Origin of the sequence: Vibrio sp. TRT 21S02, from assembly GCF_050113675.1 — a bacterium.
Taxonomy (GTDB): Bacteria; Pseudomonadota; Gammaproteobacteria; order Enterobacterales; family Vibrionaceae; genus Vibrio.
Window position 1 is genome coordinate 231,276 of record NZ_JBNJOI010000004.1, and the last position, 25,599, is coordinate 256,874.

Genomic DNA, 25,599 nt, shown 5'->3' on the forward strand with positions numbered 1-25,599 from the left:
ATATTAAAGGCGAGAATCACAAGGTAGATGCCTTCAAACAGGCTTCTAACACAATGAGCTAGCTTCGAAGTTTGAAGTGGATGGTTCCTGTATAACAAGCACTGGCACATTGCCCGCAACCTTTGCATTTGGCAGCGTCAATTTTAGGTTTGGCGTCGTCTTGCCATTGCAAAGCATCGTATGGGCAGCTGTCCTCGCAACTGCCGCAATAACCGTATAAGTTTTCGCAGCTGTTTGAGATAGTTGCAATCAAGCCTGTAGACTCTGTTTGGTTAGAAAGCGCCAATGTAGGACACGCCGACTTACATGCGCCGCATAAATCGCATGCCGAGTAACTAATGTCTAACGCGGCAACGCCATCAACCATTTCTATGATTTGGTTCGGACATGCAGAAGCGCACGTTCCACATCCATCACATAGCCTTGTAAACATCGACTCTTCCACCGCATACGGCGGTCTCGCTTTTACACGAGGCTCTTGAGCTTGCTCTACTGGCGCGCGACGAAACGAAAACAGACGTCGCTTACTTAGATCAACCGATTCAGACTGGCGCATCCGAGTAATCTCTCTTTGTTGGCACAACGACTTGGTATTGCTCACTCAAGGATTGAAGCAATTCTTCAGTAAGGTTCGACAGTTTTGAGTAAGGTGTGAGAGTCACCGCTTTTTTGAAGCGCTTGTTGAAAAAACCAAACCACGTCATCAAGTGCTCGCGCAGCATTTCAGCCGCCAGTTTTTGTTGATCAGTTTCTATCAACATGCCTAACACCATCAGCATCAAGCCGATCTGGTCTTCTGGTTCACGTTGGTCCGATTCCAAAGCAAAGCCACAATGCTGCAAGAAGTAACGATATTCAATAGTTGATTCACCAAACAACACCGCTTCTTTATCTAGATAAGCCGAGCCCCAAGGTGGCGCTGGCATCTCACCAATACCGGCAAACATGCGATCGTGCTCCATTTGCAATGCCTCTTCGCTCTCGTTTTGAAAGCTGTGCAGCATGTCATTAAGCGCTTCGATTGGTGTATCTGTATTGCTCAGCAACGTATCGAGATTTGCCGCTGGGTAATCTTTTGGCTGGTAGTAAAACAGTGCACCAAACAGCTTAAGAACGATGCTGGTATCTTGTGGTTCAAGTTGAGAAATTTGCATGAAGTACCTTTGATGACTGGTGTTTTTATTCTTCGATTAAATGAAACGGAATAGAGGTGGGACGAACACTCGCCCCACTCTGCTAATTGTTATCAGTACAAATAATGGTTATCAGTACAAATAACGATTATTAGTACAAACCAGATGTAAAGTGCATGCCGTAGAACACGTTGCGACCTAGAATCTCTGCAACGAACAAGGCAACGAATGCCACGATAACCAGCAAATTCTTCTGACGACCTTCTATGGTAAACAACTCAGCGAATACCCAAAGAGCAGCAGCAACCACAAGCAACAACACATGACCAGCAACATAGCCAGATAACATGGTGATTTGATCCAAGCCACTGTGAATCGCCGTTGAGATGCCTGCGAAGTGAATCGTATGCATTACTGAGAATGCTAGGTTCAGTGCAATCAAGCTCACACCAGCCCACATTAGGCGACGATTGGTTTTCTCAGCCGTCACGTCCAATACGTTGATCAGCGTGTAACCAAACATCAGACCCGAAGTCACGACCGTGAACCAAAACGCAACCGTTGTCATTGGTGAGTACCATGCTGGCACTGTCTCGATTTGGTAAACATTCGCCATCGCGAACATGAAAATCACGCCAACCGCGATAGACAGCCAGTTCACGATTTTACGAACGCCTTCGCTGCCCATTTTTAGAATCGTTAGCAACCAGTACAAACCCGCTAGAGACAGAAAGCTTGCACCCGTTAAGATCTCGTTAGATAGCGCTGCACTACCAACACGGTTCAATGCGTTGAAGGCACGAAGCGGGCTACCTAAGTGAGTGGTTGAGAACAAGAAACCCAATCCCATTACAACCAAAATAGCGAAACGAGCGATGTTCATACGAGGTTCTGTCACGCGTGGTGGCTTACCGAATTTCTCGAACGCGTTAACCGTTAAGTGCGCGCCAACCGCGGTTTGAGCAAGAACCGTAAAGGCAACTAATGGTGCTTCGTATAACATTATTTCACCTCTCTTGGATTCTGTAGGAAACCAGTGCGGTCATTGGTTGGACGACCATTTGGATTTAGCTTCACGATCAGGTTCGGGCTGGTAATGCGAGAATCTGGCAGTGGTGCCACATCCGCATTTGAACCGTATTTCGCGCGTAGCTCATCAATTGGACCAAACTCAATCGCACGCAATGGACAGCTGTCCACACAGATTGGCATTAAACCCTCTGCGACACGTTCGTAACAGCCATCACACTTGGTCATGTGACCTTTTTCTTCACTGTATTGAGGTGCGCCGTAAGGGCATGCCATGTGACAAGATTTACAGCCGATACACACGCTTTCATCAACAACAACAAAGCCGTCTTCTTCACGCTTGTGCATGGCACCTGATGGACAAACCTTGGTACACGCTGGGTTAGTACAGTGGTTACAAGAGATTGATAGGTAGTACGCGAACACGTTTTGACGGAACGCACCGTTTTCTTCAGTCCAGTTGCCGCCTACGTATTCGTAAACACGACGGAAGTTACGGTCGATACCCAGATCTTTGTTGTCTTTACAAGAGAGCTGACATGTTTTGCAGCCAGTACATTTGCTTGAATCAATGTAAAAGCCATACTGCTTCGCTGTGCTCATTATTTAGCCCCCATTTTCTTAATTAGCGTCACTTCAACGAGGTTGGTATGGCTCGGGTTTGATTTTGCCAACGGGCTTGGACGTTGTGTTGTCAGCACGTTGATTGAACCCGCTTGGTCAACACCTTTACCATTTGGTGAGTACCATGCGCCCTCACCTAAACCAACCACATGCGGCATGATGCGTGGAGTCACTTTTACGCGAACGTTCATTTCACCGAACTTGCTGCGCACGCTGACCAAATCACCGTTATCAATGTTGCGAGAAGCGGCATCGACTGGGTTGATCCAAAGCTCTTGTGGTGCCGCTGCTTTTAGGATGTCGACGTTGCCGTACGTAGAGTGCGCACGTGCTTTGTAGTGGAAACCCGTCAACTGAAGCGGGAACTCTTTACGATCTGGTGAATCCCATCCGTTGAACGTCGAAACGTATTCAGGCAATGGCTTGATGGATTCATCTTCATCCAACTCCCATTCTTCGTTGATCTTCGCTAACGTCTCTGAGTAGATCTCAATCTTACCTGACGGTGAAGGCAACGGATTCGCTTCTGGGTCACGACGGAAATCTTCAAACGCCACATATGGACGGTCGAATTGCTTCTTGTAGATGCCCTGCTTTCTCATCTCATCGTAAGACGGTAGGTTTGGATCGTTGTTTTGTTTAACGGTCTCAGCATACATCCACTGTAGCCACTCTTCTTGAGTGCGACCTTCAGTAAATTCATCAAACACGCCCATGCGCTTCGCCACACCAGACATGATGTCGTAGATTGGCTTACATTCGAAACGAGGTTGAATCGCTTGGCTTGCAAAGATGAAGTAAGGCATTGATGCAGCAGCACCATCCATACAGAAATCCGATTGCTCTGACGTTGTACAGTCTGGCAGTACGATATCGGCATACTTCGCAGAAGACGTCATGTGGTTATCGATCACGACAATCATTTCGCACGCTTTTTCATCTTGAAGAATTTCGTGTGTGCGGTTGATGTCTGAGTGTTGGTTAATCAGACAGTTACCTGCGTAGTTCCAGATAAACTTGATGTTGTTTTGTAGCTTTTGAACGCCTTTAATGCCGTCGGTCAGGTCTGTCATTTCCGTACCGCGGTAAATCGCGTCAGTCCAAAGGAACATAGGAATTGAAGCACTGATCGGGTTTGGCACTTTCGGGAAGCGTTGGAATGGGTAAGAATGGTTACCCTCACGAGCACCAGTACCACCACCTTGTAGACCAACCTGACCACGAAGCAGAGACAGCATCATGATCGCTTTACACGCTTGCTCACCATTTGCTGAGCGTTGTAGACCCCAACCTTGGGTGATGTAAATGCGTTTTGCATCGCCGATTTCACGCGCAAGTTTCAAAATCACATCAGCCGGAATACCTGTGATTGGCTGTGCCCACTCTGGTGTTTTCTCGATACCATCTGGACCTGTGCCCATGATGTAATCTTTGTAGCTGCCGTTTTCTGGCGCTGACGCAGGCAGTGTTTTGCGATCGTAACCCACACAGTAACGGTCGAGGAAGTCTTGGTCGACTTTATCTTCGCTGATCAATACATGTGCGATAGCAGCGATCAGTGCAGCGTCAGTACCATGCTTGATTGGTACCCATTGGTCTTCACGACCCGCGGCAGTATCGGTGTAACGAGGGTCGATACAGATCGTACGTGTGTGGCTGATGTTTTTTGCGTCCACGTAGTTGTGAACCTGACCACCGCCCGACATACGAGTTTCTGCAGGGTTGTTACCAAACATCAGACATAGGTCTGCGTTTTGAACATCGTCAATCGAGTTGTTGTCTACCCAAGTGCCGTAGAAGTACTCAGACATACATTCAATGTTCGCTGCTGAGTAGTCACCATAGTGGTTCAGGTAGCCACCACACAGGTTCATCATCCGGGCAACCAACGTCGCGCTTGGATCCCAACTCTTAGTTACCGTACCACCCAAGGTACCCGTACCGTAGTTTAGGTAAACCGCGTCATTACCGTAGTCTTTAATGATGCGTTTTAAATTGTCACCAATGAGGTCAAAGGCTTCATCCCAAGTGATGCGTTTGAACTTACCTTCACCACGTTTACCAACACGAAGAAGTGGGTATTTCAAACGGTCTGGCGAGTAAACACGGCGACGCATAGAGCGACCACGCAAACAAGCACGTACTTGATGGTTGTGGTTATACACATCATCACCCGTGTTATCGGTTTCTACCCATTTGATTTCACCGTCGACCACGTGCATACGAAGCGGACAACGCGAACCACAGTTAACGGTACATGCCGACCAGACAATTTTTTCATTTGGTTTCGCTGGCGTTTCTTTGGCAACCGCTTTAGTTGAAAAAGGCAGAGAAAGTGAACTTCCTGCTACCGCAAGTGCGCCCAGTGCAGACCCACCCTTTAATGCATCTCTTCGGGTGAGATTAAATTTACCATTTTTATTCATGGCTTATTCCTAATATTCAGTCACTACTAGTAAATAAGTAATAGCGACGACTTACCAAGGGGTTAATAAAAGCGATACGGATAGATAAAAATTATTTTTAATTGCTCAATATTAAATTCAAAGCAATGCTCAATGGACAACAAGACGAAGAGTAAAGCTAAGCCGCATCAACGGTGCGGCTTATCCTTGATGATCTTGTAGAGATTAAAATTGACGTTTATCAATTAATGGCAAGAGTTTTTGCAACCTTATATTCCAAAATAAATTTCATTATTGAAATAATAATTAAATTATAAATAAAAGCTAAATATATAGGTCACAGCAAAAGAATAACGAAAGAAATATATAATCAGGAAATATTGAATAATAGAAAGATAAATCGTTATCATTTAGCCCTGAATGGTTTCAGGGCTAAATTTAATAATAATTAGAAGTCAAACTGGACGTAAATCGTGTTGTAGTTACTGCCACCTTTGATCCGGCCATACTGAGAGGATTTCTCAAAGATAGCGCTTCGGTGATGGAGTGAATAACCAAACCAAACATGCTTAAAATCACTGTTATTGAACAGATCTCCAGCATTAACATCAAAGGAGAAGTCGAGGTAATTTAAGAGATTACTCGGCGTATAACCTTTTTCATCCATCTCGGTTTGTTCGATATAGGTAATGTTATCAACGTAAGACATTCCTTCCGCAACCCCGAAGCGCCATGTTGTTGGCCAATTGAAAGTGTAATAGGCCTTAATTGCTGCCACGTATTCGGTACTTGAGGATTGAACGTTCGAGCGCCAATGGTGAACAACCCCTGGCGTTAAATAAATATCGAGCGGTAAACCAAACAACTCATCAGTCAAAGGGTGTCCATAAAAGAAAGAGGTCAGTTGGTTATTATGCGGATCTTTTTCCGTGTTGAACTTCATGATATCGCCAATATTCGATGGCGTTGCCCAGCCGTGTGCCACCCGAAGGTAACGTTTGTGGCTTAGTTCAGATTTGCGTGGTTTAGATTGGTCATTAAAAAAGCCGAAACCTAAAAAGACCTCACCTTGGTAGCGATCCTCGATTGCACTAGCGCTATAGGCATTTTCGTCCAATCGAGTGACGCTCGCACCACCTAGTAGATATAAGTTCGACATCACGTGATATCGAGCATCCAAGCCGATGGTCGCATCAATCCCAGCCCCTATTTTCTGGCCGCTATAATCAGAAAGCGCGTAATACTGGCTGTTAAAGTCCGCATCTTTGTAACGTAGAGTCACTCTTGGCTTTAGTTGCCAATCTTCCATCTCCACTTCACCTCCCAGCGTGAGGTTAGCGTGGAAACGAAACTTCTTGTCACTCATGATTTCGCCATCTAAATGCCAAGAGTCATCAAGTCGATATCTCAATCGCCCACCAAAGTCTGCCGAATCCCCCTGATTTGCATTTTGTGATGATGCGGGGATATCAACAAAACGTAAGCGGGTTAACGCACTCAATTCAAACTGCTTGTCCTCTGTCGAATACAGGTAAGCACCACCTTCTAGCCCATCAATGAACACATGCTCATTTTCAAAAAACATCATCGGGACAAAGGTACTCACTGACTGGTCGCCATCCCCTGTAGCAAACGGAATAGACGCAACACGAGCAACGGCTGCAATGCCCCACTCTTGCTCTTGTACTACACGCTTAATGGCTTCCTCTGCGAATACTGAACTAGAGAATCCTGCTCCTACTAAACCACTTAATAGGATTAACTTATTGTTTGTTATCATTTTATGCTCTGAAAATATCGGCAACGCGCTCACTTTATAAATAAATGAGTCACTAATACTTAGGTTTCAGGTCGATTCGCCGTTACAATAAAAAGATATAAATACTCTTACTGAATGATCGTGAAAGCGTCTGAACTTAAAAATATCTTAAATACTTTGCCTGAAGGTATAGACCCGAACATTGTAACAGGTGATGAATGGTTACCGGAACTATTAGTTCACACACGCCTTGAGGATGAACATCTGTTTCTGGAGTTTGATAATGCACCAGAAGACATTCAAGGTGACAATGAAGGTCGGGGCTTCGTCTCACATGAAGTGGAGATGATCCGTCATCGTTTTGAACAAATTCTGGATGACTCCAGTGATACGAAAACTAAAGCAGACGCCATGCTTGCGCTTTTTTTGATGGGTCATGAGCTTTCCAGCTCTGAAATCATTGAGATTCTAGAAGACCCTGCCGTTCCAGAAGATCCAGCAGAGGAATGATGACCACCGACTCGAGCTTACCGCTATTTTTGGCAGGGCCTATTCTACGTAAAACCACAACGACAGAGCTGGTGTTCTGGGGTGTCACCTCAGAACCGATAGACGGTGCGTTTCACCTTTACCTAGAACCTGACATGGGTGAAGTTTTCTGCCAAGAGTTGGGCAACTCAGAGCCGTTTCAAGTTGGTAAGAAGGCGTATCTTTACCTATGGCAGTTTCATGGACACTTTCCAGAATACACTGCACTGAGTTACGAGTTTGTCACTCAGCGCGGCCCGTTATCTGCGCTCATCCCCTCTCTTTGTTATCAAGGGGAAAATCGACCTACTTTTGTCATCTCTTCGAAAGCTGATTACATTTTGCATGGCTCATGTCGAAATCCACATCACTCCAGTCCAGATGCTCTTGCTGCCGCAGATAAAAAAGTGGCTCAGCAACCCTTGGAGCAACGGCCTGATTTACTGATGATGAGTGGTGACCAGATCTACGCCGATCACGTCGCGCTGCCTATGTTAGATGCCATTCAGCAAGTGATTGAGTTGTTGGGATTACCAGAAGAAGCCTTTACCCAAGCTCCGATTGAAAACAGCCAAGCGCTGTATCAGCATAAACATAACTATGCAGGACGAGAGCAGCTACTGCCTCACTATGTAGATGAAGACGGTTTATTGGCAAAGCTTTTGCCAAAACGTGGTATCCCGATTTTTAGCTCACGTGACTGTGAAAACCATCTGATCACCTTCGCCGAATTCTTTGCGATGTACTTGTTAAACTGGTCACCTGAATTGTGGCACTGCATTCAAAGAGAACGCTTACTCGAACAACAGTTTACTCACGCAGAACACACGCTATCACCGAAATGGCAGCAGCAGTGGCGTGAAGAGAAGGTCAATATCGATCAGTTTGTCGAGGATTTACCTAACGTTCGCCGATTGATGGCTCATATCCCGACTTACATGATTTTTGATGATCATGACATTACGGATGACTGGAACCTCACTGTGGGCTGGGAAAAAGCTGCTTACACCAACCCGTTTTCTAAGCGAATTATTGGTAATGGACTGATCGCCTATTGGCTCTGCCAAGGTTGGGGTAATGAGCCAGCACATTTTCCTGGTGAGTTAAAAGACTTAACCGCACGTTACCTAAAGGATCCTGAGCCACAACATCAAGATGAGCTAATCCAGTATTTATTTACCTTTGAGCGTTGGCATTACACCATTCAAACCACCCCTAAGGTGGTCGTGTTGGACACGCGAACCCGTCGATGGCGCTCCGAATCCCGAATGAATAAACCTTCTGGGTTAATGGACTGGGAAGCTCTGATCGAATTTCAGCAGGAATTAATGCACCAAGATAAAGTGATCGTGGTTTCTGCTGCTCCTATGTTCGGCGTCAAATTTATAGAAGCACTACAACGGGGAATGACTTGGCTTGGCTATCCACTGCTGATTGATGCGGAAAACTGGATGGCGCATCCGGGAAGTGCAAACACCTTGATCAGTATTTTTACTCACACCAAAACGCCCACTAATTTTGTGATTCTCTCAGGTGATGTGCACTACTCTTTCGCCTACGATATCAAGCTGCGATTTCGTCGCAACAGTCCGAATATCTATCAAATCACCTGCAGTGGATTTAAGAACCAATTTCCAGAGCCCTTACTCACGCTGTGCGATTTTATGGACCGATGGCTCTATTCTCCACGCTCCCCACTGAATTTCTTCACCAAACGGAAGCGATTAAAGATTTATAAGCGCGATCCCGATTCTCCCGGGCACAAGCGACTTGTAAATAGCAGTGCCATTGGCGAACTCACATTGGATTCTCAAGGCAAACCAAAGCAGATTTCTATTCTTACTGGGCATGGTGAGACGATAGAGTTTATGCCGATTAAACAAATCGAGTAAGTGAACGTCACCAAAGACTAGGTTAGTTATAGGCGCGTGCCAAGGTTCCTGAACCGAAGTACTGATACGCTTTCGAGTCGTTTGCGACAAATACAGACTCTCCGGATGTGAGCGTCAATTGCTTTTGCCTGTCTGTTATCGTCACTTCACCTTCAACACAAAAAACAATTTCGGCGCCGCGAACATACTGTGTTTTGGGGTCTACCTCAGAAAACAGAATATCAAAACCAAAGTCATCGACGGGTATGGGGTAAGACAGTTTGCCATCCTTCATTGTGGGAGAGAGTTTCAACGTTTCTGGCGCAATGGATTTAAAAAGGGTGTTGTTGATCAACTCTGAAACGTCGATGTATTTAGGCGTCAGGCCAGCACGTAATACATTATCGGAATTAGCCATAATTTCTAAAGCTGTCCCATAAACATACGCATGAGGCGTTTCAGCATGGAGGTACATCGCTTCTCCCGGCGCTAATTCTATGGTGTTGAGCAGCAAAGGAGCAAACAGTCCAATATCGTCCTTGTAGTACGTTCGAAAGTCTGCACTATAAGCTAGCGCTTCACGGCCGATAAAAGTTTTCGCTGGACGCCCATATGCAGCATATAGCTCATTTAATGCCGCCTCTTTACGCTTCCCTTCCAGCGACATAATCGTTTTAAAAAACGTCTGCAAGCTCTGGCTGGTTTGTTCTGATTCTAATAAAGCGACGTCTATCGCTAAGGTGGGGATATCAATCTCTTTGAACAAAGCGACAATCTGCTCTATTGGGCGAAAACCGTTCATCGCCTTGAAAAACGTAAGCGCATAGACCATTTCAGGCTTATGATTTGCATCTTTGTAGTTGCGATTTGACGCGTTTAACTCAATTCCTTGATCATTTTCGCGCGCATAACCCACTTCCGATTTACGTTTATTTGGATGGACCTGAATCGACAGCGGCGTTTGAGCAGAAAGCACTTTAAATAAGTATGGCAAGTCCCCAAAACGGTAAGCCGTATATTCACCTAATAACCTTTCTATATCTTGTTGAATCAGCTCTGATAGTAGTTGACCTGATTCTGCCACTTTTGAACAGCCATTTGGATGAACTCCCATCCAAATTTCAGCTTGAGGTTCATTGTTTGGATTAGCGATACCAAACAATGAACCAATTGAGCTGTTGCTGCCCCAAGCGTAGTTTTGAATAACGTTATCAAGTTTATACAGTGTCATGTTTATTCCTTGCTGAGATTCGCCTTCGCATCAGCTGGATAGATAACCCCATTACTCCTGCGTATTTCAGTCAGGAGCCTTGAGACAATTAGAGCCCGCCGATTGTCATAATTTTTCTGTTCAATAATGTGTTCAGCAAAAGCTTTCGCTTCATAAAACATCGAGTTGTCAGATTGAGGCAGTTCGTGCTCTTCAATCAAGCCATTGCGATAGTGAACGGTAAACCGATTGAGCTCCGCGATATGGTCGATCAAGATGGCACCTTCTTCACCTTGAATTTCACTTGGCGCATAGCCGTTAGAGACTTTCGAATGAGAGACCTCAACTGAAAAGTCTGGGTACTCAAACGACGCGGAGCCATGCCCATCAACGCCCGATTCCAACAAGGTTGCCCGAGAGGAAAAACTTAAGGGCTGGCCAAACAAGGAAACCATCGCCGAGACACAATAAAACCCAATATCTACCAATGAGCCGTTAGAAAACTCAGGATTAAAAGTGTTCGGATTCTCCCCATCAAGATAGCGTTGATAACGCGATGAATACTGGCAGTATGTGAGATGCACCTTATGAATTTTTCCGATGCTATCTAATGCCTGCTTCAACACAGTGAAATTTGGCAAGTACTGTGTTTTGTAGGCTTCAAAGAGAATGACGTTATTTTCTTGTGCAACTTGGAACATTTGTTTTGCTTCATCCAAGTTAGACGCAATTGGCTTTTCACAGATGACGTGCTTACCATGAGACATCATTAAGATAGATTGAGCACAGTGGAATGAGTTTGGCGAAGCGATGTAGATAGCTTGTATATCCTTGCGCTGCGCAAGGCTGGTTAAGTCCGTTTCAATCGAATCAATATTGAATTTCTCTGCAAACTCTTGCGCTGACGTTGCCGCCCGCGAATAAACGGCGGCGAGCTTCATTAAACCAGTCTCCTGCGCCGCTTCAACGAACTTTTCCGTAATCCAGTTTGTACCTATCACTGCAAAATTAATCATGTTCCGAGCCTCTCTCAACTTAAACTAACGTCAATTACACCATAAGAGCGAACTCGTTCAAGCCATTCATTGATATCTTCTTCATCAGGCACCTTGGCATTCACGGCATAGTCTTCACCTATTGCTTCCGCCTTGCCTTTGCCAAAGTTGTGATAAGGCAAGAGTTCGACTTTTTGGATACTTGGCATCGAATGACTCAGTTGCGCAATCGCTTCTAAGTGCGTGTTGGAGAGGTTGTAACCGGGAATAATAGGACACCGAAGAATGATCTTGGCACCGACATCATTCAACACAGCCAGATTCTGCAACACGAAATGTTGTGAAAGCCCGGTAAGTTGCTTGTGTTTCTTTTCACCGGTGGCTTTGTAGTCAAAGAGAAATAAATCTACATACGGCGCAATCTCGCGGTAATGGTGCGGCTTGGATGCACCATTCGTTTCTACACAGACATGAATACCATGTGCTTTGCATTTTTTTGCTAGTGCCAAAGAGAAGTTAAACTGCTTCAGTGCTTCCCCTCCCGAAAGCGTGATCCCACCGCCGGACTTATCAAAGTAGATCTTATCCTTTATCACTTCAGCAAAAACCTCATCGACGCTTTGCTCTTTCCCATAAATCTTAAGCGCATTCTGAATGCACGCATCAACACACTGTCCGCAAGCATCACACAGAGAAAAATCGACCTGATGAAGACCTTGCTGATCGAAGGTGTGTACCCCATTGGGACACACCCTTTCACATTCACGACACCCAATGCACTTATCTTTCGAGAAAGAGAGCTGTGGCTTCACACTCAGTGATTCTGGGTTATGGCACCACACACATTTCATTTGACAGCCTTTTAAAAAAACGGCCGTCCGAACACCGGGTCCATCATTCACACTGAATTTTTGAATGTCAAAAACAATGCCGTTCATATGCTTCACTGATATGCGATAAGAAGTCGAGCAGCTTTAATCATTTAGCGTTCGATTGAGGATTTCTAGCTGAACGTCTTTATCTAAGTTGACAAACCGTGCGCTAAATCCACCCACTCGAACTACTAAGTTCGGATACTTCTCCGGGTTGTGGTAAGCATCTTCAAGCTCACCTTTACCCACAACGCTCACCATGATCTGTGGGCCACCCTGTTCAAAATAGCCATCAAGCAATGCTTCAATAATCAAGCGCTTCTCTCGGTACATGTTCTTGCTGAACTTCATATTCTGTACTGACCCGGCATGAACCTCTGCTTTTAACTTCGCCAATGAATTCAACATGGCGGTTGGGCCATTCTTATCTGCACCACTCTGTGGGTTGTTAGCATTGCTCATGTAAACACCTTGATGGCGGCCATCAGCAGACGCGCTCGTCGCTCGTCCCCATTCGGTATTCACTTGGTTATTGATGATCACAACCAGATAGCTGTCTAAACCGACCTTTGCTGCTGAATCCTTGATACCATTACAAATGTACTCATGCATCTCTATGGCAATGTCGTCGACGAAAGGGTCATCATTGCCAAATTTTGGTGCCTGAATGAGGTCATATTTCATTCTGTCGTAACCATTGAAATCGACCTGCAACGCAGCAATCAACTCTTGATAGCTGTATTTCTTCTCTTCAAAAATCACACGTTTAATGGCAGCAAGTGAATCATAGGCGTTGGTATTACCATAGGTCTCATTAGTGCCACCTAACTTGTAAACTCCGCCATCCAGCAAAGCCTTATTTCGACCAATACAGTCATCCGTTAGCATACTGGTGAACAGAAAACCCACTTCTTGATTCATCACTTCATAAGAGAAAGCTTGCGCTTTGGAGGTTATGTCAATGTAGTAATCCAAAAGATCACGATAATTTTGCATCACCTCTTCAAACGTCGTTATGTGCTCTGGTTGAATTAAAGCAATTCCACCGCTTTTGTCCTTACCGTCCCAAAAGTCTGTGCCACCTGTCAGTGATATATTCAAAATCTTCAGAATGTTAATGCATGTATTTGGCGTTCCGACACTCTTGCCTGATAACACAAACTCACCACAGCCAAATGGCACATAGTGCTTAGCATCTTCTTCGGAGATCTGCATCGACTTCATTACGGCAGGAATGTTCACGTCATCGTTATAGAGAATGGGGTAAGTCAATCCTTCACCGATGGCATCCAAAGCCTCTTGATAGACATCGTTATTCATCCCTTTGAAAAATCGCAGGGTAAACTGTGGTTCTGTATCTTGGTTCTCACGAACCGCTTGGATAGCTAAACGGCAATAAACATCGGCCGTCTCTGGATTACGGCGACCTTTCCCACCAACCACTACACGGCCATTAACCGTCGTTTTTCGAGCTTCAATCAACCGATAATGTGAGCGGATATAATCAATCGCTTGGCGTTTGGTGATGCGGCCAGTTTCTAAATCAGCAGCCAAAAGATCACCGAGGTAATCATCCATACGGCCATAGTTCACTACACCAGCACAAAGGCTAAACAGCCAAGATAACTGTATTCCTTGAAGAAAGGTTTGCGGTTTATCTCTACGAATCGCGGTTAAAGCATCGATCAGAGTGTTCATTTGGTGCTTGCGAGTTAAGCTCGTGGCAGCGCTTAACGTTTTAGCGCACAACGCAATATGGTGATCAATCACGTTTTCTAAAATATCAAGACAGCCTAAAAAAGCCTTGTGTAATGACTGTGCTTTTACATCACCAGCAGCTTTTGCGTTGACCAGCTTATCGGCAATCATGACGCGCATGCCTTGAATACCATGATCAATCAACTTGTTGTAATCAAGGTACATTCCGCTCAAACGAGCGGTGGCAATCGCTGGATAATTGACATCCACAAACTTACCTAACGTTGCATCATTTAATGTTTGGCGAAAATAAATAGAGCGCGTGTCATGAACTTTCCAGTAATCAAGAAGCACATCAACGCGCTGATGTTCGGGTGCTTCAAGCTCATGTTTAAATGCCGCGAGTTTATCAAAATTGCAGTAGTGACCAACACCGCCGACTGAAGTCACGCTACCAAAGCCAATCGCCAACGCATCTACACGCCCAACAACACAATCTTCTTCTTCAATTTGTCTAAACAAAACTGGACACAACTGCTCCAAACACTTCACTTCACGAAGATAAATGTCCTCTTCGGATTGATGTGCTTGTGTGTATGCTTCCATGATAGCTAACTGGGTTAGACTATCTTTTTCACAAGGTATTTTCTTGTTTACATCCACTTGGCTTGGGTTGTTGTCGATTTTTGATGACATAGTTAGTTCCTCTCGAGGCGATAAAGCAAAACTAAACCCACAACAAAAATATGTAAATACAAATTAACCACAAGAAAGTAAATTGATGATCTTGATCATAAATCAAGCAGTATCATGATTTGTCTACTTTATACTGAGTAACTCTGTTAGCATGTACTCAACCTAACGAGGCTTAATTTAGTTTTTCGTACAGAATATGTGTTAACAGCTTCTAGATTGAGATAAGAAAGAACATTTGATATGAAATATGTAGAGGTTTACCAAGCGATTAAATCCGATATCGTCAATAATACCTACCCTGCGTGGTCGCAATTAGACGGTGAACATGCACTTGCAAATAAGTTCGGAGTTAGTAGGCCCACACTTCGCAAGGCAATCGAGAAACTCAAGCAAGAATCGTTTGTCCATTCTCGCCAAGGTTCAGGGATGTTTGTTAATCCTCCAGAATTTTATCAAGACAATAATCTCACGAGTATTTCTGAGCGGATCAACAAAGAAACCGATCTCAAGAGTATCGTATTGGAATTTTCTCAGGTACCAGCAACAGCGGCACTGGCAGATAAATTTAAACTTGAAGTTGGTGCTGCTCTTCACCATTACAAGCGCATGCGTATTATCAATGGTGAACCTGCAATGCTTGAAGAAACGTGGATGCCTGTCAGCCTATTTCCTGACTTCAACGCGACGCATTGTGAACATTCGGTGCTGAATTATATTGAAAACGTAGCCGGGCAAAATATCAGTCACGATGCGAAAACCATATCCGGTAAGACTCTCAGTGAAAAGGAAGCGTTCTTACTAAGAACCGAGCCAAATCACGTCACATTGGTGATTGCACATAACGTATATTTGCTTCACTCCGTTCTAGCGCAATACACAATTGAAACTTTAGCCTCTAACGAGATCACAACCGTTTCTATTCGCTAACTGATCCAAATGGCTTGATGCCTCATCAAGCCACTTCTACATTCACATTTTTGCTAGAACTTTGGTGGCAAAATAACTTTATTTTTCGCCACATTCTCACCACGTAAATGATATAAACGATGCGTGTGATTGTCTGGATGATCTGGGTTGATTTTGCAGTCTAACGAAACATAACGCATGGTATAGCCACATCGCCTCAATTCACTATGATTCGGTAGAGCGCCGTGAAAAATACGACCATCGTGAATCGAGCAATGATTGGGTTCCAATTCAAAATAAACCGCATCATCCTCGTTATAGTAACGACTGTGTAGCTCGGTGGCGAAAGTATGTGACGCCTTATCCACCGCCACATATTCAAAATCTTCTTCGATAAGGTGCGTTCCCGGAATGACCCGCATGCAACCGTTCTCTTTTTTCGAGGGATCTATCGCCAGCCAAATCGTCGCAAGCTTATCCATACGATCAATACGCCCTTCCCAATATTTTGAATCTTCATGCCACGGTGTTTTTCGGCCAATATAGGGTTCTTTACAGATGAAGTGGCTACTCCAAAGACCAATATTAGGACCAATGATAGACTCCACCAACGCCAGAACTGGCTCAGCCGTCAGGAACTTAAACAGCCTCGGATCGTCGTAGTGTGGCCGGTTAAGCTCATCGGCTCGCATATCGCCTTTATTTTCTAGCAAGGATTCGAAAATACCTTTTAACTCAGCAAAGTCAGACGATTGGAATAACGGTGCTTTAGGCAGTACATAACCGTCTTTACGATATTGTTCATAGAGACGCTGTCTCTCCAGCTCTGAAATCTGCTCTAAGTTTGAAATAATCATTGAACCATCCCTTTCTTTATTTATTTGTATTTACAAATTAATGAAATTAGTGACATTATGCAAACATAGAATCATTTCATTGTGGAAAGTGTTGTCGTCAAAAGAGAGGATTTATGACAGAAGAAAAAGCTTACACAACGAATCTCACCATAAACAGAGATTGGGCACAGGTTCCGGAACACATACGAATAGAGAATTGTCATGAACTCGTCCGTAGTAAAGACGGCCGAGTTTTCCTATCAGTAGATCACCCAGCCAATAACATCCTCGTATTTTCCTCAAATGGTGAATTCATCACAGATTGGACCCTCGGCTACGACGGCTGTCACGGGTTAACCCTGTTTGAACATGATGGTGTTGAATACTTATTGATCACCCAAACGGGTGTGACTGAACATAATGGAATAGTGAAAAAAGGCCTTGGGGAAGTGGTTAAGGCCACGTTAGATGGAGAGGTACTGCACACCTTTTCCAATCCATTTGAATTAGGACTTTATCGTGACCCACTGACTTATAACCCAACCGAAACCTGTGTGGCGCCGAATGGCAATATCTATGTTGCAGATGGCTACGGTGCTAGCTACATCCATTGCTTTACCCAAGACGGGACATACCAATTTTCGTTCGGTGGAAGCGAAAACGCACCAAGTGATTCTTCACTTATCAATCCACATGGTATCGCAATCGACCCCAGGTTTACGGATACCAAGGGCGATCCGCTTCTAGTCATTTCATCTCGTAAACAGTCCCGATTTAAACACTTTACGTTGAGTGGTGAATTCGTTGATGAAACATATTTGCCGGGGATATACCCTTGCAGAGCAGCTATTTTAGGGGAGTACTTATACGCAGGCGTATGTTGGTCTGGCCCCGTTGTCAGCAATGACGCAATGACAAACTATGTTAACCGTTTAGATGAAAGTGGTTTTGTCATCATACTGAATAAGCAAGGAGAAGTCGTAACCACCATTGGCTCGGCGATGCCTGAATATACCAACAAAGACTTGCATCCAAAACAAGCTCAAGCTGACTCATTGTTTATTCACGTCCATGATGTATTACCGATTGATGAAAAAACACTTCTCATTAGCCAATGGCGTGCACATCAAAGTCTTCCATATCAAATAAAATGCCACTCAAAGAAATTTGACATAACAAAAAAAGAAAACTAGTGCTTAAGTTTTCAAACTCCTCAGCGTTACCAAACTCACACTTTAATTAAAATTGAGTAAATTATAATCTACGACAATAGAAAAATATGATTAATGTCAATTTAAGACAGAATTGGAGCACATAAGATGGATTGGAATTTGTAAATACATATAAACAATACACCCTACATATAACGATGAGATCTGCATTATGATAAAAGAGATCCTAAATGAGCAATTAATCAAACTTGATTTAGCTGCCAAAGATAAAGAGTCTGCGTTCGACGAACTTGCTGAAGTCCTAGTATCAGCAGGTAAAGTGTCAGACAAAGAACAATTCATTCAAGATTTATGGGAACGTGAACAAACGGGCAACACTGGATTTGAAGACGGTGTTGCTCTTCCTCATGCGAAAAGTTCTGCCGTTATATCACCAGCGATTGCTGTCGGAATTAGTAAGTCCGGTATTGATTATGGTGCCGAAGATGGCAAACCTTCTGAAGTGTTCTTCATGATTGCCTCTCCAGAGCAAGCTTCTGATTTTCATATTGAGGTGCTCGCAAGTCTTTCTTCAAAACTCATCGAACCCGCTTTTCTTGACAATTTGAAATCTGCGAAGACCACCGAAGCAGCACTGGCTTTAATTTCAAAAGAGAATAAAGAAGTACCCACCGAGCATGCGACCAAGAAAGGGTTTATTATCGGTGTGACTGGGTGCCCAACTGGTGTCGCTCACACTTACCTCGCAGCAGAAGCCATCGAAAAAGCCGCAACAGAGATGGGGTATGAACACTGCGTCGAAACCAACGGTTCTATAGGCGTACGCAACACCCCAACAGAAGCGGATATCGAGCGCGCAGATGCAATTGTGGTTGCTTGTGATAAACAAGTGGATCTCAATAGATTCGCGGGTAAAAAAGTCGTCATTACGGGTGTGAAAGCAGCCATCAAAGAAGCCGATAAACTGATCGAGCAAGCCTTGAATGCGCCTATTTTCGAAGGTGATAATAAACCCGCATCACAAACGGCAAGCGTTACTGGTCCGGGTGGCTCTGGAAAAGATTTATATAAGTACCTAATGAATGGTGTATCCCACATGATCCCGTTTGTGGTTGTGGGCGGTATTCTCATCGCACTTGCGCTTGCCATTGGTGGGGAACCTACACCGGGTGGCTTAGCGATTCCTGAAGGTAGTCTCTGGAATAAGATTCTTGATGTTGGTGTGGTTGGCTTTACGCTGATGATTCCAGTTTTAGCTGGTTACATTGCCTATGCAATCGCTGACCGACCAGGGTTAGCTCCGGGTTTAATTGGCGGTTGGATTGCCAACAACGGTTCGTTCTACGACGCTGGCGCTGGTACAGGTTTCATCGGTGCTATCATCGCGGGTTTGCTTGTGGGTTACTTCGTTAAATGGATTGTGAGTTTCAACTATTCGAAGATGATTCAACCACTTGTACCAATCATGATCGCTCCCATTGCTGGTTCACTTTTTATTGCCGCCGTCTTCATCTTCATCATTGGTGCCCCTATCGCCGGCATCATGGAAACCATGAATGAGGTGCTTGCAAACCTTTCTACAGGCAATGTAATTATTATTGGTATTGTTATCGGCTTGATGCAAGGCTTTGACATGGGTGGGCCTTTTGGCAAGGTCGCATTCCTCTTCAGTGTTGGGTTGATTGCAGAAGGTCAGACTCAATTTATGGGTGCACAAGCTGCTGCCATTCCTGTAGCGCCACTCGGTATGGCTCTCGCCGCCTTCATAGGCAGTAAAATGAACCTATTTGAAGGAGAAGAAGTAGAGAACGCTAAAGCAGCCACAGCGATGGGAATGGTCGGCATATCTGAAGGTGCGATTCCATTTGCCGCTCGCGACCCATTTGCAGTGATCCCAGCCAACATGATCGGCTCTGCCGTTGCGTGTGTATTAGGCTTCACATTTGGCTTAACATGTAATGTGGCTCACGGTGGTCCGATCGTTGTACTACTTGGTGCATTCAACAAACCACTGCTCGCTTTACTTGCCATGGCAATTGGCGCAATCACTACAGCCGCAATCGCTATTGCATTGAAGAAGATGCGTCTAAATCGTATCGCAGCAGCACAACAAGGACAGGTAACCGCACAATAGTAACCCGCCCACTCTTGAATTTATTAGGGGTATTAACTGATACCCCTAATTCATTGTGACCATCACACTGCAATCATTTACTCTTTCAAATCAAATTAGAAACCAAACTTGTTATTTCTCGACTTCGCCACCATCTTAATCGTATTGACTCGATTAGAGGAGAAACGTGACGATGTTTAATTCGATCACCTCTTTGTTCAAACAATTACTGGAAGGCAACGATCTTTCCCAGCAAAATACAAACGATGCTAACCTTGCTATCGCTTCATTACTTTGCGAAGTGGCAGGAGCCGATCATCAAATTGATGTGAAAGAAAAGGAAGCTAAGCATCAGTTGCTCGTCCGTCTTTTAGGCTTAACAGAAGAAGAATCAGACCGGCTATTGCAACGGGCTGAGCTACGAGTCAAAGACTCCGCTTCCCTTTACGACTTTACTTCTCAGTTACGAGAGCTTTCTCAGGAAACACGCTTTGAGCTTATCAAGGCAATGTGGGAAGTCGCACATGCCGATGGTGAGATTGATCCTCTAGAAGATGCGGTCATTCGTAAGGCGGCAGAACTACTCTATGTGGATCATAGTGAATTTATACGGGCAAAACTGTCAGTCACTGACGGCAAGCCCTAGAAACAACACGGGGGAGCATTTCGCTCCCCCCGTTGTTCTTTACAGCATAGTTAACGCTAGCTTAGCTAGGTTATAGGCATCAACATAGCCAGAATGTTGTCGCCCTTCCCATTCAATGCCCTTCGCTTCTTGAGCAGCACGATGACCGATGCGCTTATCTTTAAGGCGGTTCTGAATTCGATATAAGGTTGCTAAGTTAATGAACTCACGAAATGGCGCATCGATGCCTTTCTGCTGACACTCTTTCATCAAGACTAAGTCATCACGCCCCCAAGCCGCATAGATCTTATTGGAGCCACCAAAGTTTTTGATCATCGACTGAATAACTGACGCAAGTGGCCGTCCCTGCTTTTCAATTTTCCGAGGTGTGATTCCGGTAAGTTCAGCACAAAACAATGAAACTTCATCATGCTCAGGCTTCACATAATATTGAGCGCGCTTTACGATTTCACCTTTGGCAATATCGATCTCAGCCAAGCCAACTTCGATAATTTCTCCAGTTGTCCCTACGCCATCTTTGTTCCAGCAGCACATTTCCAAATCGAAACAAACTATGCGGTTGTGGTTCATCGCTCGCCTTTAGTGTGAAAGTCGTTAAAGCGCTGAATTTTACCCTAGCTAGAGGAAAAACTCGACTCATGCAAAGTCGTTTGCTGAGTTAATCAGCAATTGAACAGCAGTTTCGGCCTGCTTTCTTGCTTAGATACAGTTGGCTATCCGCAGCTTGTATTAATGATTCTTCATTGTGGTTATCCCGAACAACGGCACCAATACTCAATGTGCAAGATATTTGGTGCTCTGCAAACGGGTATTCAGACTGTTCAACGGCAATTCGAATTTCTTCTAGATACTCTTTCAGCAAAATAGGATTTACAACTTCGGTCAGAATACTGAATTCATCACCTCCCATCCGAACAAACATGTCACCACGCTTCAGTTTGTTGCTAATAACTTTGGAAACATGGATCAACATTTCATCACCAGCGACATGGCCGTGTTCATCATTGATTAATTTAAAGTTATCGATGTCAAAACCGATTAAGGTAAATTTTCGACCACGTGCAATGTAGTCAGCAAGCGCACTATTAAATGCACGCCGATTGTACAGCCCTGTCAAAGCATCATGACTTACAAGGAACTGTAACTCTTTGGTTCGTTCGTCGAGTAGTACTGACAATTGCTCTTTTGCACGTACCATCATAAACACGATATAGCTCACTAAGAGTGCAATCACGAGCCCCGCTATAGCAACGCCTTTCAAGACCATCCGCTCAATAGTCGACGTACTTTTCTCAAGCTTAAACTCCACCATCCATTCTCTATTTGGCAGCACCACTTTTTTAACGCTGCCCATACCTTCAATTGCATTCCATTCAGGGCTTTGAAATAAAATAGGATCGTCTTCAGCATCAAATCCTAAATCGGTTACTTTTACCAATAACCTTTGCTCTGTTGCCGTTCTTACCATCAATTGTTCAAAGTAGCGCGTAGTTCGGATCACCCCAACAACCACGCCAATCATCTGTTGATCATCAAAAAGATCAAACACTGGGTGGTAAACAAGCATCCCTTCTTTTTTCAGACTTTGATCCAGCCCATCTTGAAGCAACCGGACTTTATCCGAAACATTGGGTTTATGCGTGATGCGCATGGCATCAAGAACAAGCTGGAATCTGACACGAGATGAATAAAAACCAAGAAGATCGAGGTTGGCTTTAGTACGTGGATAGATATCGGATGCGACGAAAATAGGTTGGTCATCTTGCATGATATAACCCATGGTTTTAGGGCCATCTTTAGGAATGGTATAGATCTCAAAAGAAGGGAAGGTTTTACGTACCTCTTCTATATGCGCATCGAGATCTTGCTTCTCTACTTTTTGCATCCACTGCAAACCAATCAGCGTGTCACTGCCATCAATAAGCCGCTTAGCAAAAACATCAAACTGATCCCAGTCTTCAGGAAACGTAGCGTAGAAAAAATTAGCACCGGAGCCAATATAACTTAAGTCATGTTCAACATATTCTTGTAGCGTTTGAACCTGTCGCTGAGCAAGGTTATCCAACAATGAAGTTAAATAGCGCTGCTGTGCTGAGTAGGAAAAAAAGACGAAGAACATCGTCACTATCATCGTAAAAACGAATGCAGCCAAAGGAAGTAAGAATTTCTTATTGAAAATAAGATACATAGTCCGAATTGCTTAAGTTTAATCGATGTCATTCTAACTCTAGCAATCCCAACTCAGAAAGCACAATTATGAATTACAACTAAAAATACAACCTAGAGCACGTGCAAAAATCCATTAGGGCAAAAAAAGCGAACAAAAAGAGAGCAACTAAACCTCTTAAGCATGAGTGAGACTCGATTTGTACAAGCTGAGTCGCTTGAATATGGTACTATTCGCCCCAATTTACCGACTATTACTTGGCAATAAGCCACGGGTTACCCAAGAGTATTCCCGATACAACAACTATCTAAAGAGAATTCATCATGAACTTCGATTTACAAATGATTCCTCAAACTTTTGACATGCTGCATGCAGGCTTAACAGCTTCAAGTATTCTGCTACTTCTAGTTGCGGTATCTCGCAAATCCAAAGTCATTGAAAAAGTGGTTGAGAAACCAGTTGAAAAAATCGTCGAGGTTGAGAAGCCTGTCGAGAAGATTGTTGAAGTAGAAAAAGTAGTGGAAGTTGAGAAAGTCGTAGAACGTGTTGTAGAAGTTGAATCGAAACTTGCAACGGCATCTACAGACTCTGCAATGCAGCTACTTTCTATCATGCAGCAAGAAGCTCGTCTGATTGACTTCTTGAAAGAAGACCTAACGTCATTCTCTGATGAAGAAGTAGGCGCAGCCGCTCGCGTAATCCACACTGGTGGTCAGAAAGTGCTGAACGACTACGTGACGCTAGCGCACGTTCGTAACGAAGACGAAGAAACTCGCATTACGGTTGAAGAAGGCTTCAACCCACAAGAAATCCGCCTAACTGGCAACGTAACAGGCAGCGCGCCATTCAACGGCACGCTCGTTCACAAAGGTTGGAAAGCAACATCAATGACGTTGCCTAAACTGGCTGACAACTACGATGCATCTGTGATCGCTCCAGCTGAGGTTGAGCTGTAATGGAACACATGAACCAAGAAAACCATTCTCAAGAAGCGTCTGTTGAAACTCAACAGACGCCTAAATTCAGTGTTGGTATCGACTTAGGTACAACACACTGTGTGATGTCTTTTGTTGATACACACGACGAAGATGCTCGCGTTGAAGTTATGCCTATCCCGCAGTTGACTGCGCCGGGTACGGTAGAGACTCGCAGCCAGTTAGGCTCCTTCCTATACCAGCCGCACGAGCACGAAATGAACCCGCAATCACGCGTTCTTCCGTGGTCGAGCGAACCAAAAGCACTGGTTGGTGCGATTGCACGTAACCTAGGTTCAAAAACACCAATTCGTCTTGTTGCAAGTGCGAAATCTTGGCTTTGCCACGCAGGTGTGAACCGTCGTGATGCCTTCCTACCAGCGGGTAGCCCAGAAGAAGTGGAAAAAGTATCCCCTATTCGCGCGACAGAGCTTTACCTAGAGCATCTAAAAGACGCTTGGAATCACGCGAATCCAAATCACAACCTTGCCGATCAAGACGTAACTATTACAGTTCCTGCTTCTTTTGATCCTGCTGCTCGCGATCTAACAGCAGAAGCAGCACGCAACGTTGGTTTTGTGCACCTAACGCTTCTAGAAGAGCCACAAGCTGCGCTTTACAACTGGATCGACAACAGTAACGACAAATGGCGCGACGAAGTTGAAGTTGGCGACATCGTACTTGTAGTCGATATCGGTGGTGGTACAACCGACCTTTCTTTGGTTGAAGTAACTGAAGACGACGGCAACCTAACTCTGAACCGCATCGCGGTAGGTGAACACATCCTACTTGGCGGTGACAACATGGACCTTGCACTTGCGTACCGCTTGAAGATGAAACTAGCGCAAGAAGGCAAAGAGCTACAGCCATGGCAAGTTCAGGCAATGACGCACGCATGTCGTGACGCGAAAGAAGCGTTATTGAACGACAGCGAACTTCAGTCAGTGCCAATCGTAGTACCAAGCCGTGGTTCTAAACTGCTTGGCGCAACGCTGAAAACAGAACTGACTCAAGAAGAAGTACAACAAACACTGGTTGACGGCTTCTTCCCTCAAGTTGCGATTACTGATCACCCTGTTCAACGTAACCGTGGTGCACTTACGCAAATGGGTCTGCCTTACGCACAAGATGCAGGCATTACTCGTCACATTGCTGCGTTCTTGTCTAAGCAAGCCAATGCTCTTTCTACTTCAGGAAATGGCGCAGAAGCAGCAGCTCAAAATTTCACCCCATTCGCTAACATGCCTGGTATGCCAGGTGCGGATGCAGCGCAATCGGCTGACTTCATCAAGCCAACCGCAATCCTATTCAACGGTGGTGTTCTGAAATCGAAACTTCTAGCAACTCGTCTAGAAGACACGATCAACGAATGGCTAATTGAAGCAGATGCAGAAATGGCGAAACGCCTAACAGGTGTGGATCTAGACCTTGCAGTTGCTAGCGGTGCAGCTTACTACGGCTCTGTACGTCGTGGTCAAGGCGTTCGTATCCGTGGTGGTATTGCTTCGGCGTACTACGTGGGTATCGAAAGTGCGATGCCAGCGATTCCGGGCATGGCGCCTCCAATGGAAGCATTGTGTGTAGCACCATTTGGTATGGAAGAAGGCTCAAGTGTTGACGTACCAAGCCAAGAGTTTGGTTTGATCATCGGTCAGCCAGTTAACTTCCAGTTCTTTGGCTCAACTGTTCGTCGTGATGACCTAGCAGGTACTCACCTAGACTACTGGGCACCAGAAGAGCTTGAAGAGCTACCAGAAATCCAAGTAACGCTGCCAGTATCTGAAGGTCGTCGTGAAGGTGAAGTGGTTCCAGTAACTCTAGCCTCTCGCGTGACAGAGCTTGGTACGCTTTATTTAGAAGCCATTGCCGCTGATAACGGTCAAAAGTGGCATGTTGAGTTCGATGTGCGCGAAGACGCGAAAAGCGACTCAAACGAAGAAGAATAAATAGAAAATCAAACGGCAT

Annotated in this window: 21 protein-coding genes; 8 read left to right on the forward strand and 13 right to left on the reverse strand. The window is 44.7% G+C overall.

What is annotated here, in order from left to right; all coding sequences use genetic code 11:
• Positions 1-58 precede the first annotated feature (58 nt).
• The 6 genes from ACQEXU_RS07085 to ACQEXU_RS07110 all read right to left on the reverse strand — a co-directional run bounded on the left by ACQEXU_RS07085 (position 59) and on the right by ACQEXU_RS07110 (position 6,971).
• Positions 59-556 (reverse strand): 4Fe-4S binding protein, encoded by a 498-nt coding sequence (locus ACQEXU_RS07085; protein ID WP_427010231.1) that lies wholly within the window; start codon positions 554-556, stop codon positions 59-61.
• Positions 543-1,154 carry a TorD/DmsD family molecular chaperone gene (locus ACQEXU_RS07090; protein ID WP_427010232.1) on the reverse strand — a complete coding sequence of 204 codons (612 nt, stop codon included), beginning with the start codon at positions 1,152-1,154 and terminating at the stop codon, positions 543-545. The genes ACQEXU_RS07085 and ACQEXU_RS07090 overlap by 14 nt, the downstream gene beginning before the upstream one ends.
• A gap of 130 nt (positions 1,155-1,284) precedes the next feature.
• On the reverse strand, positions 1,285-2,136 hold the full coding sequence (locus ACQEXU_RS07095; RefSeq protein WP_427010233.1) for a dimethyl sulfoxide reductase anchor subunit family protein: 852 nt from the start codon (positions 2,134-2,136) through the stop codon (positions 1,285-1,287).
• Complete coding sequence (locus tag ACQEXU_RS07100; RefSeq protein ID WP_005483443.1) at positions 2,136-2,765, reverse strand: DMSO/selenate family reductase complex B subunit; 630 nt, start codon at positions 2,763-2,765, stop codon at positions 2,136-2,138. The genes ACQEXU_RS07095 and ACQEXU_RS07100 overlap by 1 nt, the downstream gene beginning before the upstream one ends.
• Positions 2,765-5,212: a DmsA/YnfE/YnfF family dimethyl sulfoxide reductase gene (locus tag ACQEXU_RS07105; RefSeq protein ID WP_427010234.1), complete on the reverse strand. Its 2,448-nt coding sequence runs from the start codon at positions 5,210-5,212 to the stop codon at positions 2,765-2,767. Before ACQEXU_RS07105 ends, ACQEXU_RS07100 begins: the two co-directional genes overlap by 1 nt.
• Positions 5,213-5,639: 427 nt before the next feature.
• A complete protein-coding gene (locus ACQEXU_RS07110) occupies positions 5,640-6,971 on the reverse strand; it encodes a MipA/OmpV family protein (RefSeq protein ID WP_427010235.1) in 1,332 nt (443 codons plus the stop codon).
• A gap of 120 nt (positions 6,972-7,091) precedes the next feature.
• Here ACQEXU_RS07110 and ACQEXU_RS07115 point away from each other — a divergent pair, with 120 nt between their 5' ends.
• Positions 7,092-7,460 (forward strand): hypothetical protein, encoded by a 369-nt coding sequence (locus ACQEXU_RS07115; protein ID WP_427010236.1) that lies wholly within the window; start codon positions 7,092-7,094, stop codon positions 7,458-7,460.
• Positions 7,460-9,370: an alkaline phosphatase D family protein gene (locus tag ACQEXU_RS07120; protein ID WP_427010237.1), complete on the forward strand. Its 1,911-nt coding sequence runs from the start codon at positions 7,460-7,462 to the stop codon at positions 9,368-9,370. The genes ACQEXU_RS07115 and ACQEXU_RS07120 overlap by 1 nt, the downstream gene beginning before the upstream one ends.
• Positions 9,371-9,392: 22 nt before the next feature.
• On the opposite strand, the gene manA is transcribed toward ACQEXU_RS07120, so the two are convergent.
• The 4 genes from manA to ACQEXU_RS07140 are packed head-to-tail and all read right to left on the reverse strand — an operon-like array spanning position 9,393 to position 14,820.
• Positions 9,393-10,580, reverse strand: a complete 1,188-nt coding sequence (manA, locus tag ACQEXU_RS07125; protein WP_427010238.1) for a mannose-6-phosphate isomerase, class I — start codon at positions 10,578-10,580, stop codon at positions 9,393-9,395.
• 2 nt (positions 10,581-10,582) lie between these two features.
• Positions 10,583-11,575: a Gfo/Idh/MocA family protein gene (locus ACQEXU_RS07130; protein WP_427010239.1), complete on the reverse strand. Its 993-nt coding sequence runs from the start codon at positions 11,573-11,575 to the stop codon at positions 10,583-10,585.
• A 14-nt stretch (positions 11,576-11,589) separates the two neighbouring features.
• Entirely contained in the window at positions 11,590-12,492 is a 903-nt protein-coding gene (locus tag ACQEXU_RS07135; RefSeq protein ID WP_427010240.1) for a glycyl-radical enzyme activating protein, read from the reverse strand.
• A 36-nt stretch (positions 12,493-12,528) separates the two neighbouring features.
• On the reverse strand, positions 12,529-14,820 hold the full coding sequence (locus ACQEXU_RS07140) for a pyruvate formate lyase family protein (protein WP_427010241.1): 2,292 nt from the start codon (positions 14,818-14,820) through the stop codon (positions 12,529-12,531).
• 240 nt (positions 14,821-15,060) lie between these two features.
• Here ACQEXU_RS07140 and ACQEXU_RS07145 point away from each other — a divergent pair, with 240 nt between their 5' ends.
• Entirely contained in the window at positions 15,061-15,747 is a 687-nt protein-coding gene (locus ACQEXU_RS07145) for a GntR family transcriptional regulator (RefSeq protein ID WP_367988820.1), read from the forward strand.
• Positions 15,748-15,800: 53 nt separating this feature from the next.
• Here the strand turns inward: ACQEXU_RS07145 and ACQEXU_RS07150 are convergent, their stop codons facing one another.
• Positions 15,801-16,583: a phytanoyl-CoA dioxygenase family protein gene (locus ACQEXU_RS07150; protein WP_427010242.1), complete on the reverse strand. Its 783-nt coding sequence runs from the start codon at positions 16,581-16,583 to the stop codon at positions 15,801-15,803.
• Positions 16,584-16,696: 113 nt separating this feature from the next.
• Here ACQEXU_RS07150 and ACQEXU_RS07155 point away from each other — a divergent pair, with 113 nt between their 5' ends.
• The 3 genes from ACQEXU_RS07155 (at position 16,697) to ACQEXU_RS07165 (ending at position 20,493) form a co-directional block, all read left to right on the forward strand.
• On the forward strand, positions 16,697-17,755 hold the full coding sequence (locus tag ACQEXU_RS07155) for a hypothetical protein (protein ID WP_427010243.1): 1,059 nt from the start codon (positions 16,697-16,699) through the stop codon (positions 17,753-17,755).
• 190 nt (positions 17,756-17,945) lie between these two features.
• Entirely contained in the window at positions 17,946-19,868 is a 1,923-nt protein-coding gene (locus tag ACQEXU_RS07160; RefSeq protein WP_427010244.1) for a PTS fructose transporter subunit IIABC, read from the forward strand.
• Positions 19,869-20,040: 172 nt separating this feature from the next.
• Positions 20,041-20,493 (forward strand): TerB family tellurite resistance protein, encoded by a 453-nt coding sequence (locus ACQEXU_RS07165; RefSeq protein ID WP_427010245.1) that lies wholly within the window; start codon positions 20,041-20,043, stop codon positions 20,491-20,493.
• Between the two features lie 39 nt (positions 20,494-20,532).
• Here ACQEXU_RS07165 and ACQEXU_RS07170 read toward each other — a convergent pair whose 3' ends face one another.
• A complete protein-coding gene (locus ACQEXU_RS07170; RefSeq protein WP_367988815.1) occupies positions 20,533-21,063 on the reverse strand; it encodes an exonuclease domain-containing protein in 531 nt (176 codons plus the stop codon).
• Between the two features lie 88 nt (positions 21,064-21,151).
• Positions 21,152-22,681, reverse strand: a complete 1,530-nt coding sequence (locus tag ACQEXU_RS07175; protein ID WP_427010246.1) for a sensor domain-containing diguanylate cyclase — start codon at positions 22,679-22,681, stop codon at positions 21,152-21,154.
• A gap of 302 nt (positions 22,682-22,983) precedes the next feature.
• On the opposite strand from ACQEXU_RS07175, the gene ACQEXU_RS07180 reads away from it, so the two are divergent.
• Entirely contained in the window at positions 22,984-23,616 is a 633-nt protein-coding gene (locus ACQEXU_RS07180; RefSeq protein ID WP_427010247.1) for a DUF2760 domain-containing protein, read from the forward strand.
• Positions 23,616-25,580, forward strand: a complete 1,965-nt coding sequence (locus tag ACQEXU_RS07185) for an Hsp70 family protein (RefSeq protein WP_427010248.1) — start codon at positions 23,616-23,618, stop codon at positions 25,578-25,580. Before ACQEXU_RS07180 ends, ACQEXU_RS07185 begins: the two co-directional genes overlap by 1 nt.
• The last annotated feature ends 19 nt before the right edge of the window (positions 25,581-25,599 follow it).

What these genes read in the sequence shown, in the direction of transcription:
- ACQEXU_RS07085 (WP_427010231.1), bottom strand. Translation starts at nt 556, where the DNA reads ATGCGCCAGTCTGAATCGGTTGATCTAAGTAAGCGACGTCTGTTTTCG.
- ACQEXU_RS07090 (WP_427010232.1), bottom strand. Translation starts at nt 1,154, where the DNA reads ATGCAAATTTCTCAACTTGAACCACAAGATACCAGCATCGTTCTTAAG.
- ACQEXU_RS07095 (WP_427010233.1), bottom strand. Translation starts at nt 2,136, where the DNA reads ATGTTATACGAAGCACCATTAGTTGCCTTTACGGTTCTTGCTCAAACC.
- ACQEXU_RS07100 (WP_005483443.1), bottom strand. Translation starts at nt 2,765, where the DNA reads ATGAGCACAGCGAAGCAGTATGGCTTTTACATTGATTCAAGCAAATGT.
- ACQEXU_RS07105 (WP_427010234.1), bottom strand. Translation starts at nt 5,212, where the DNA reads ATGAATAAAAATGGTAAATTTAATCTCACCCGAAGAGATGCATTAAAG.
- ACQEXU_RS07110 (WP_427010235.1), bottom strand. Translation starts at nt 6,971, where the DNA reads ATGATAACAAACAATAAGTTAATCCTATTAAGTGGTTTAGTAGGAGCA.
- ACQEXU_RS07120 (WP_427010237.1), top strand. Translation starts at nt 7,460, where the DNA reads ATGACCACCGACTCGAGCTTACCGCTATTTTTGGCAGGGCCTATTCTA.
- manA (WP_427010238.1), bottom strand. Translation starts at nt 10,580, where the DNA reads ATGACACTGTATAAACTTGATAACGTTATTCAAAACTACGCTTGGGGC.
- ACQEXU_RS07130 (WP_427010239.1), bottom strand. Translation starts at nt 11,575, where the DNA reads ATGATTAATTTTGCAGTGATAGGTACAAACTGGATTACGGAAAAGTTC.
- ACQEXU_RS07135 (WP_427010240.1), bottom strand. Translation starts at nt 12,492, where the DNA reads ATGAACGGCATTGTTTTTGACATTCAAAAATTCAGTGTGAATGATGGA.
- ACQEXU_RS07140 (WP_427010241.1), bottom strand. Translation starts at nt 14,820, where the DNA reads ATGTCATCAAAAATCGACAACAACCCAAGCCAAGTGGATGTAAACAAG.
- ACQEXU_RS07145 (WP_367988820.1), top strand. Translation starts at nt 15,061, where the DNA reads ATGAAATATGTAGAGGTTTACCAAGCGATTAAATCCGATATCGTCAAT.
- ACQEXU_RS07150 (WP_427010242.1), bottom strand. Translation starts at nt 16,583, where the DNA reads ATGATTATTTCAAACTTAGAGCAGATTTCAGAGCTGGAGAGACAGCGT.
- ACQEXU_RS07155 (WP_427010243.1), top strand. Translation starts at nt 16,697, where the DNA reads ATGACAGAAGAAAAAGCTTACACAACGAATCTCACCATAAACAGAGAT.
- ACQEXU_RS07160 (WP_427010244.1), top strand. Translation starts at nt 17,946, where the DNA reads ATGATAAAAGAGATCCTAAATGAGCAATTAATCAAACTTGATTTAGCT.
- ACQEXU_RS07165 (WP_427010245.1), top strand. Translation starts at nt 20,041, where the DNA reads ATGTTTAATTCGATCACCTCTTTGTTCAAACAATTACTGGAAGGCAAC.
- ACQEXU_RS07170 (WP_367988815.1), bottom strand. Translation starts at nt 21,063, where the DNA reads ATGAACCACAACCGCATAGTTTGTTTCGATTTGGAAATGTGCTGCTGG.
- ACQEXU_RS07175 (WP_427010246.1), bottom strand. Translation starts at nt 22,681, where the DNA reads ATGTATCTTATTTTCAATAAGAAATTCTTACTTCCTTTGGCTGCATTC.
- ACQEXU_RS07180 (WP_427010247.1), top strand. Translation starts at nt 22,984, where the DNA reads ATGAACTTCGATTTACAAATGATTCCTCAAACTTTTGACATGCTGCAT.
- ACQEXU_RS07185 (WP_427010248.1), top strand. Translation starts at nt 23,616, where the DNA reads ATGGAACACATGAACCAAGAAAACCATTCTCAAGAAGCGTCTGTTGAA.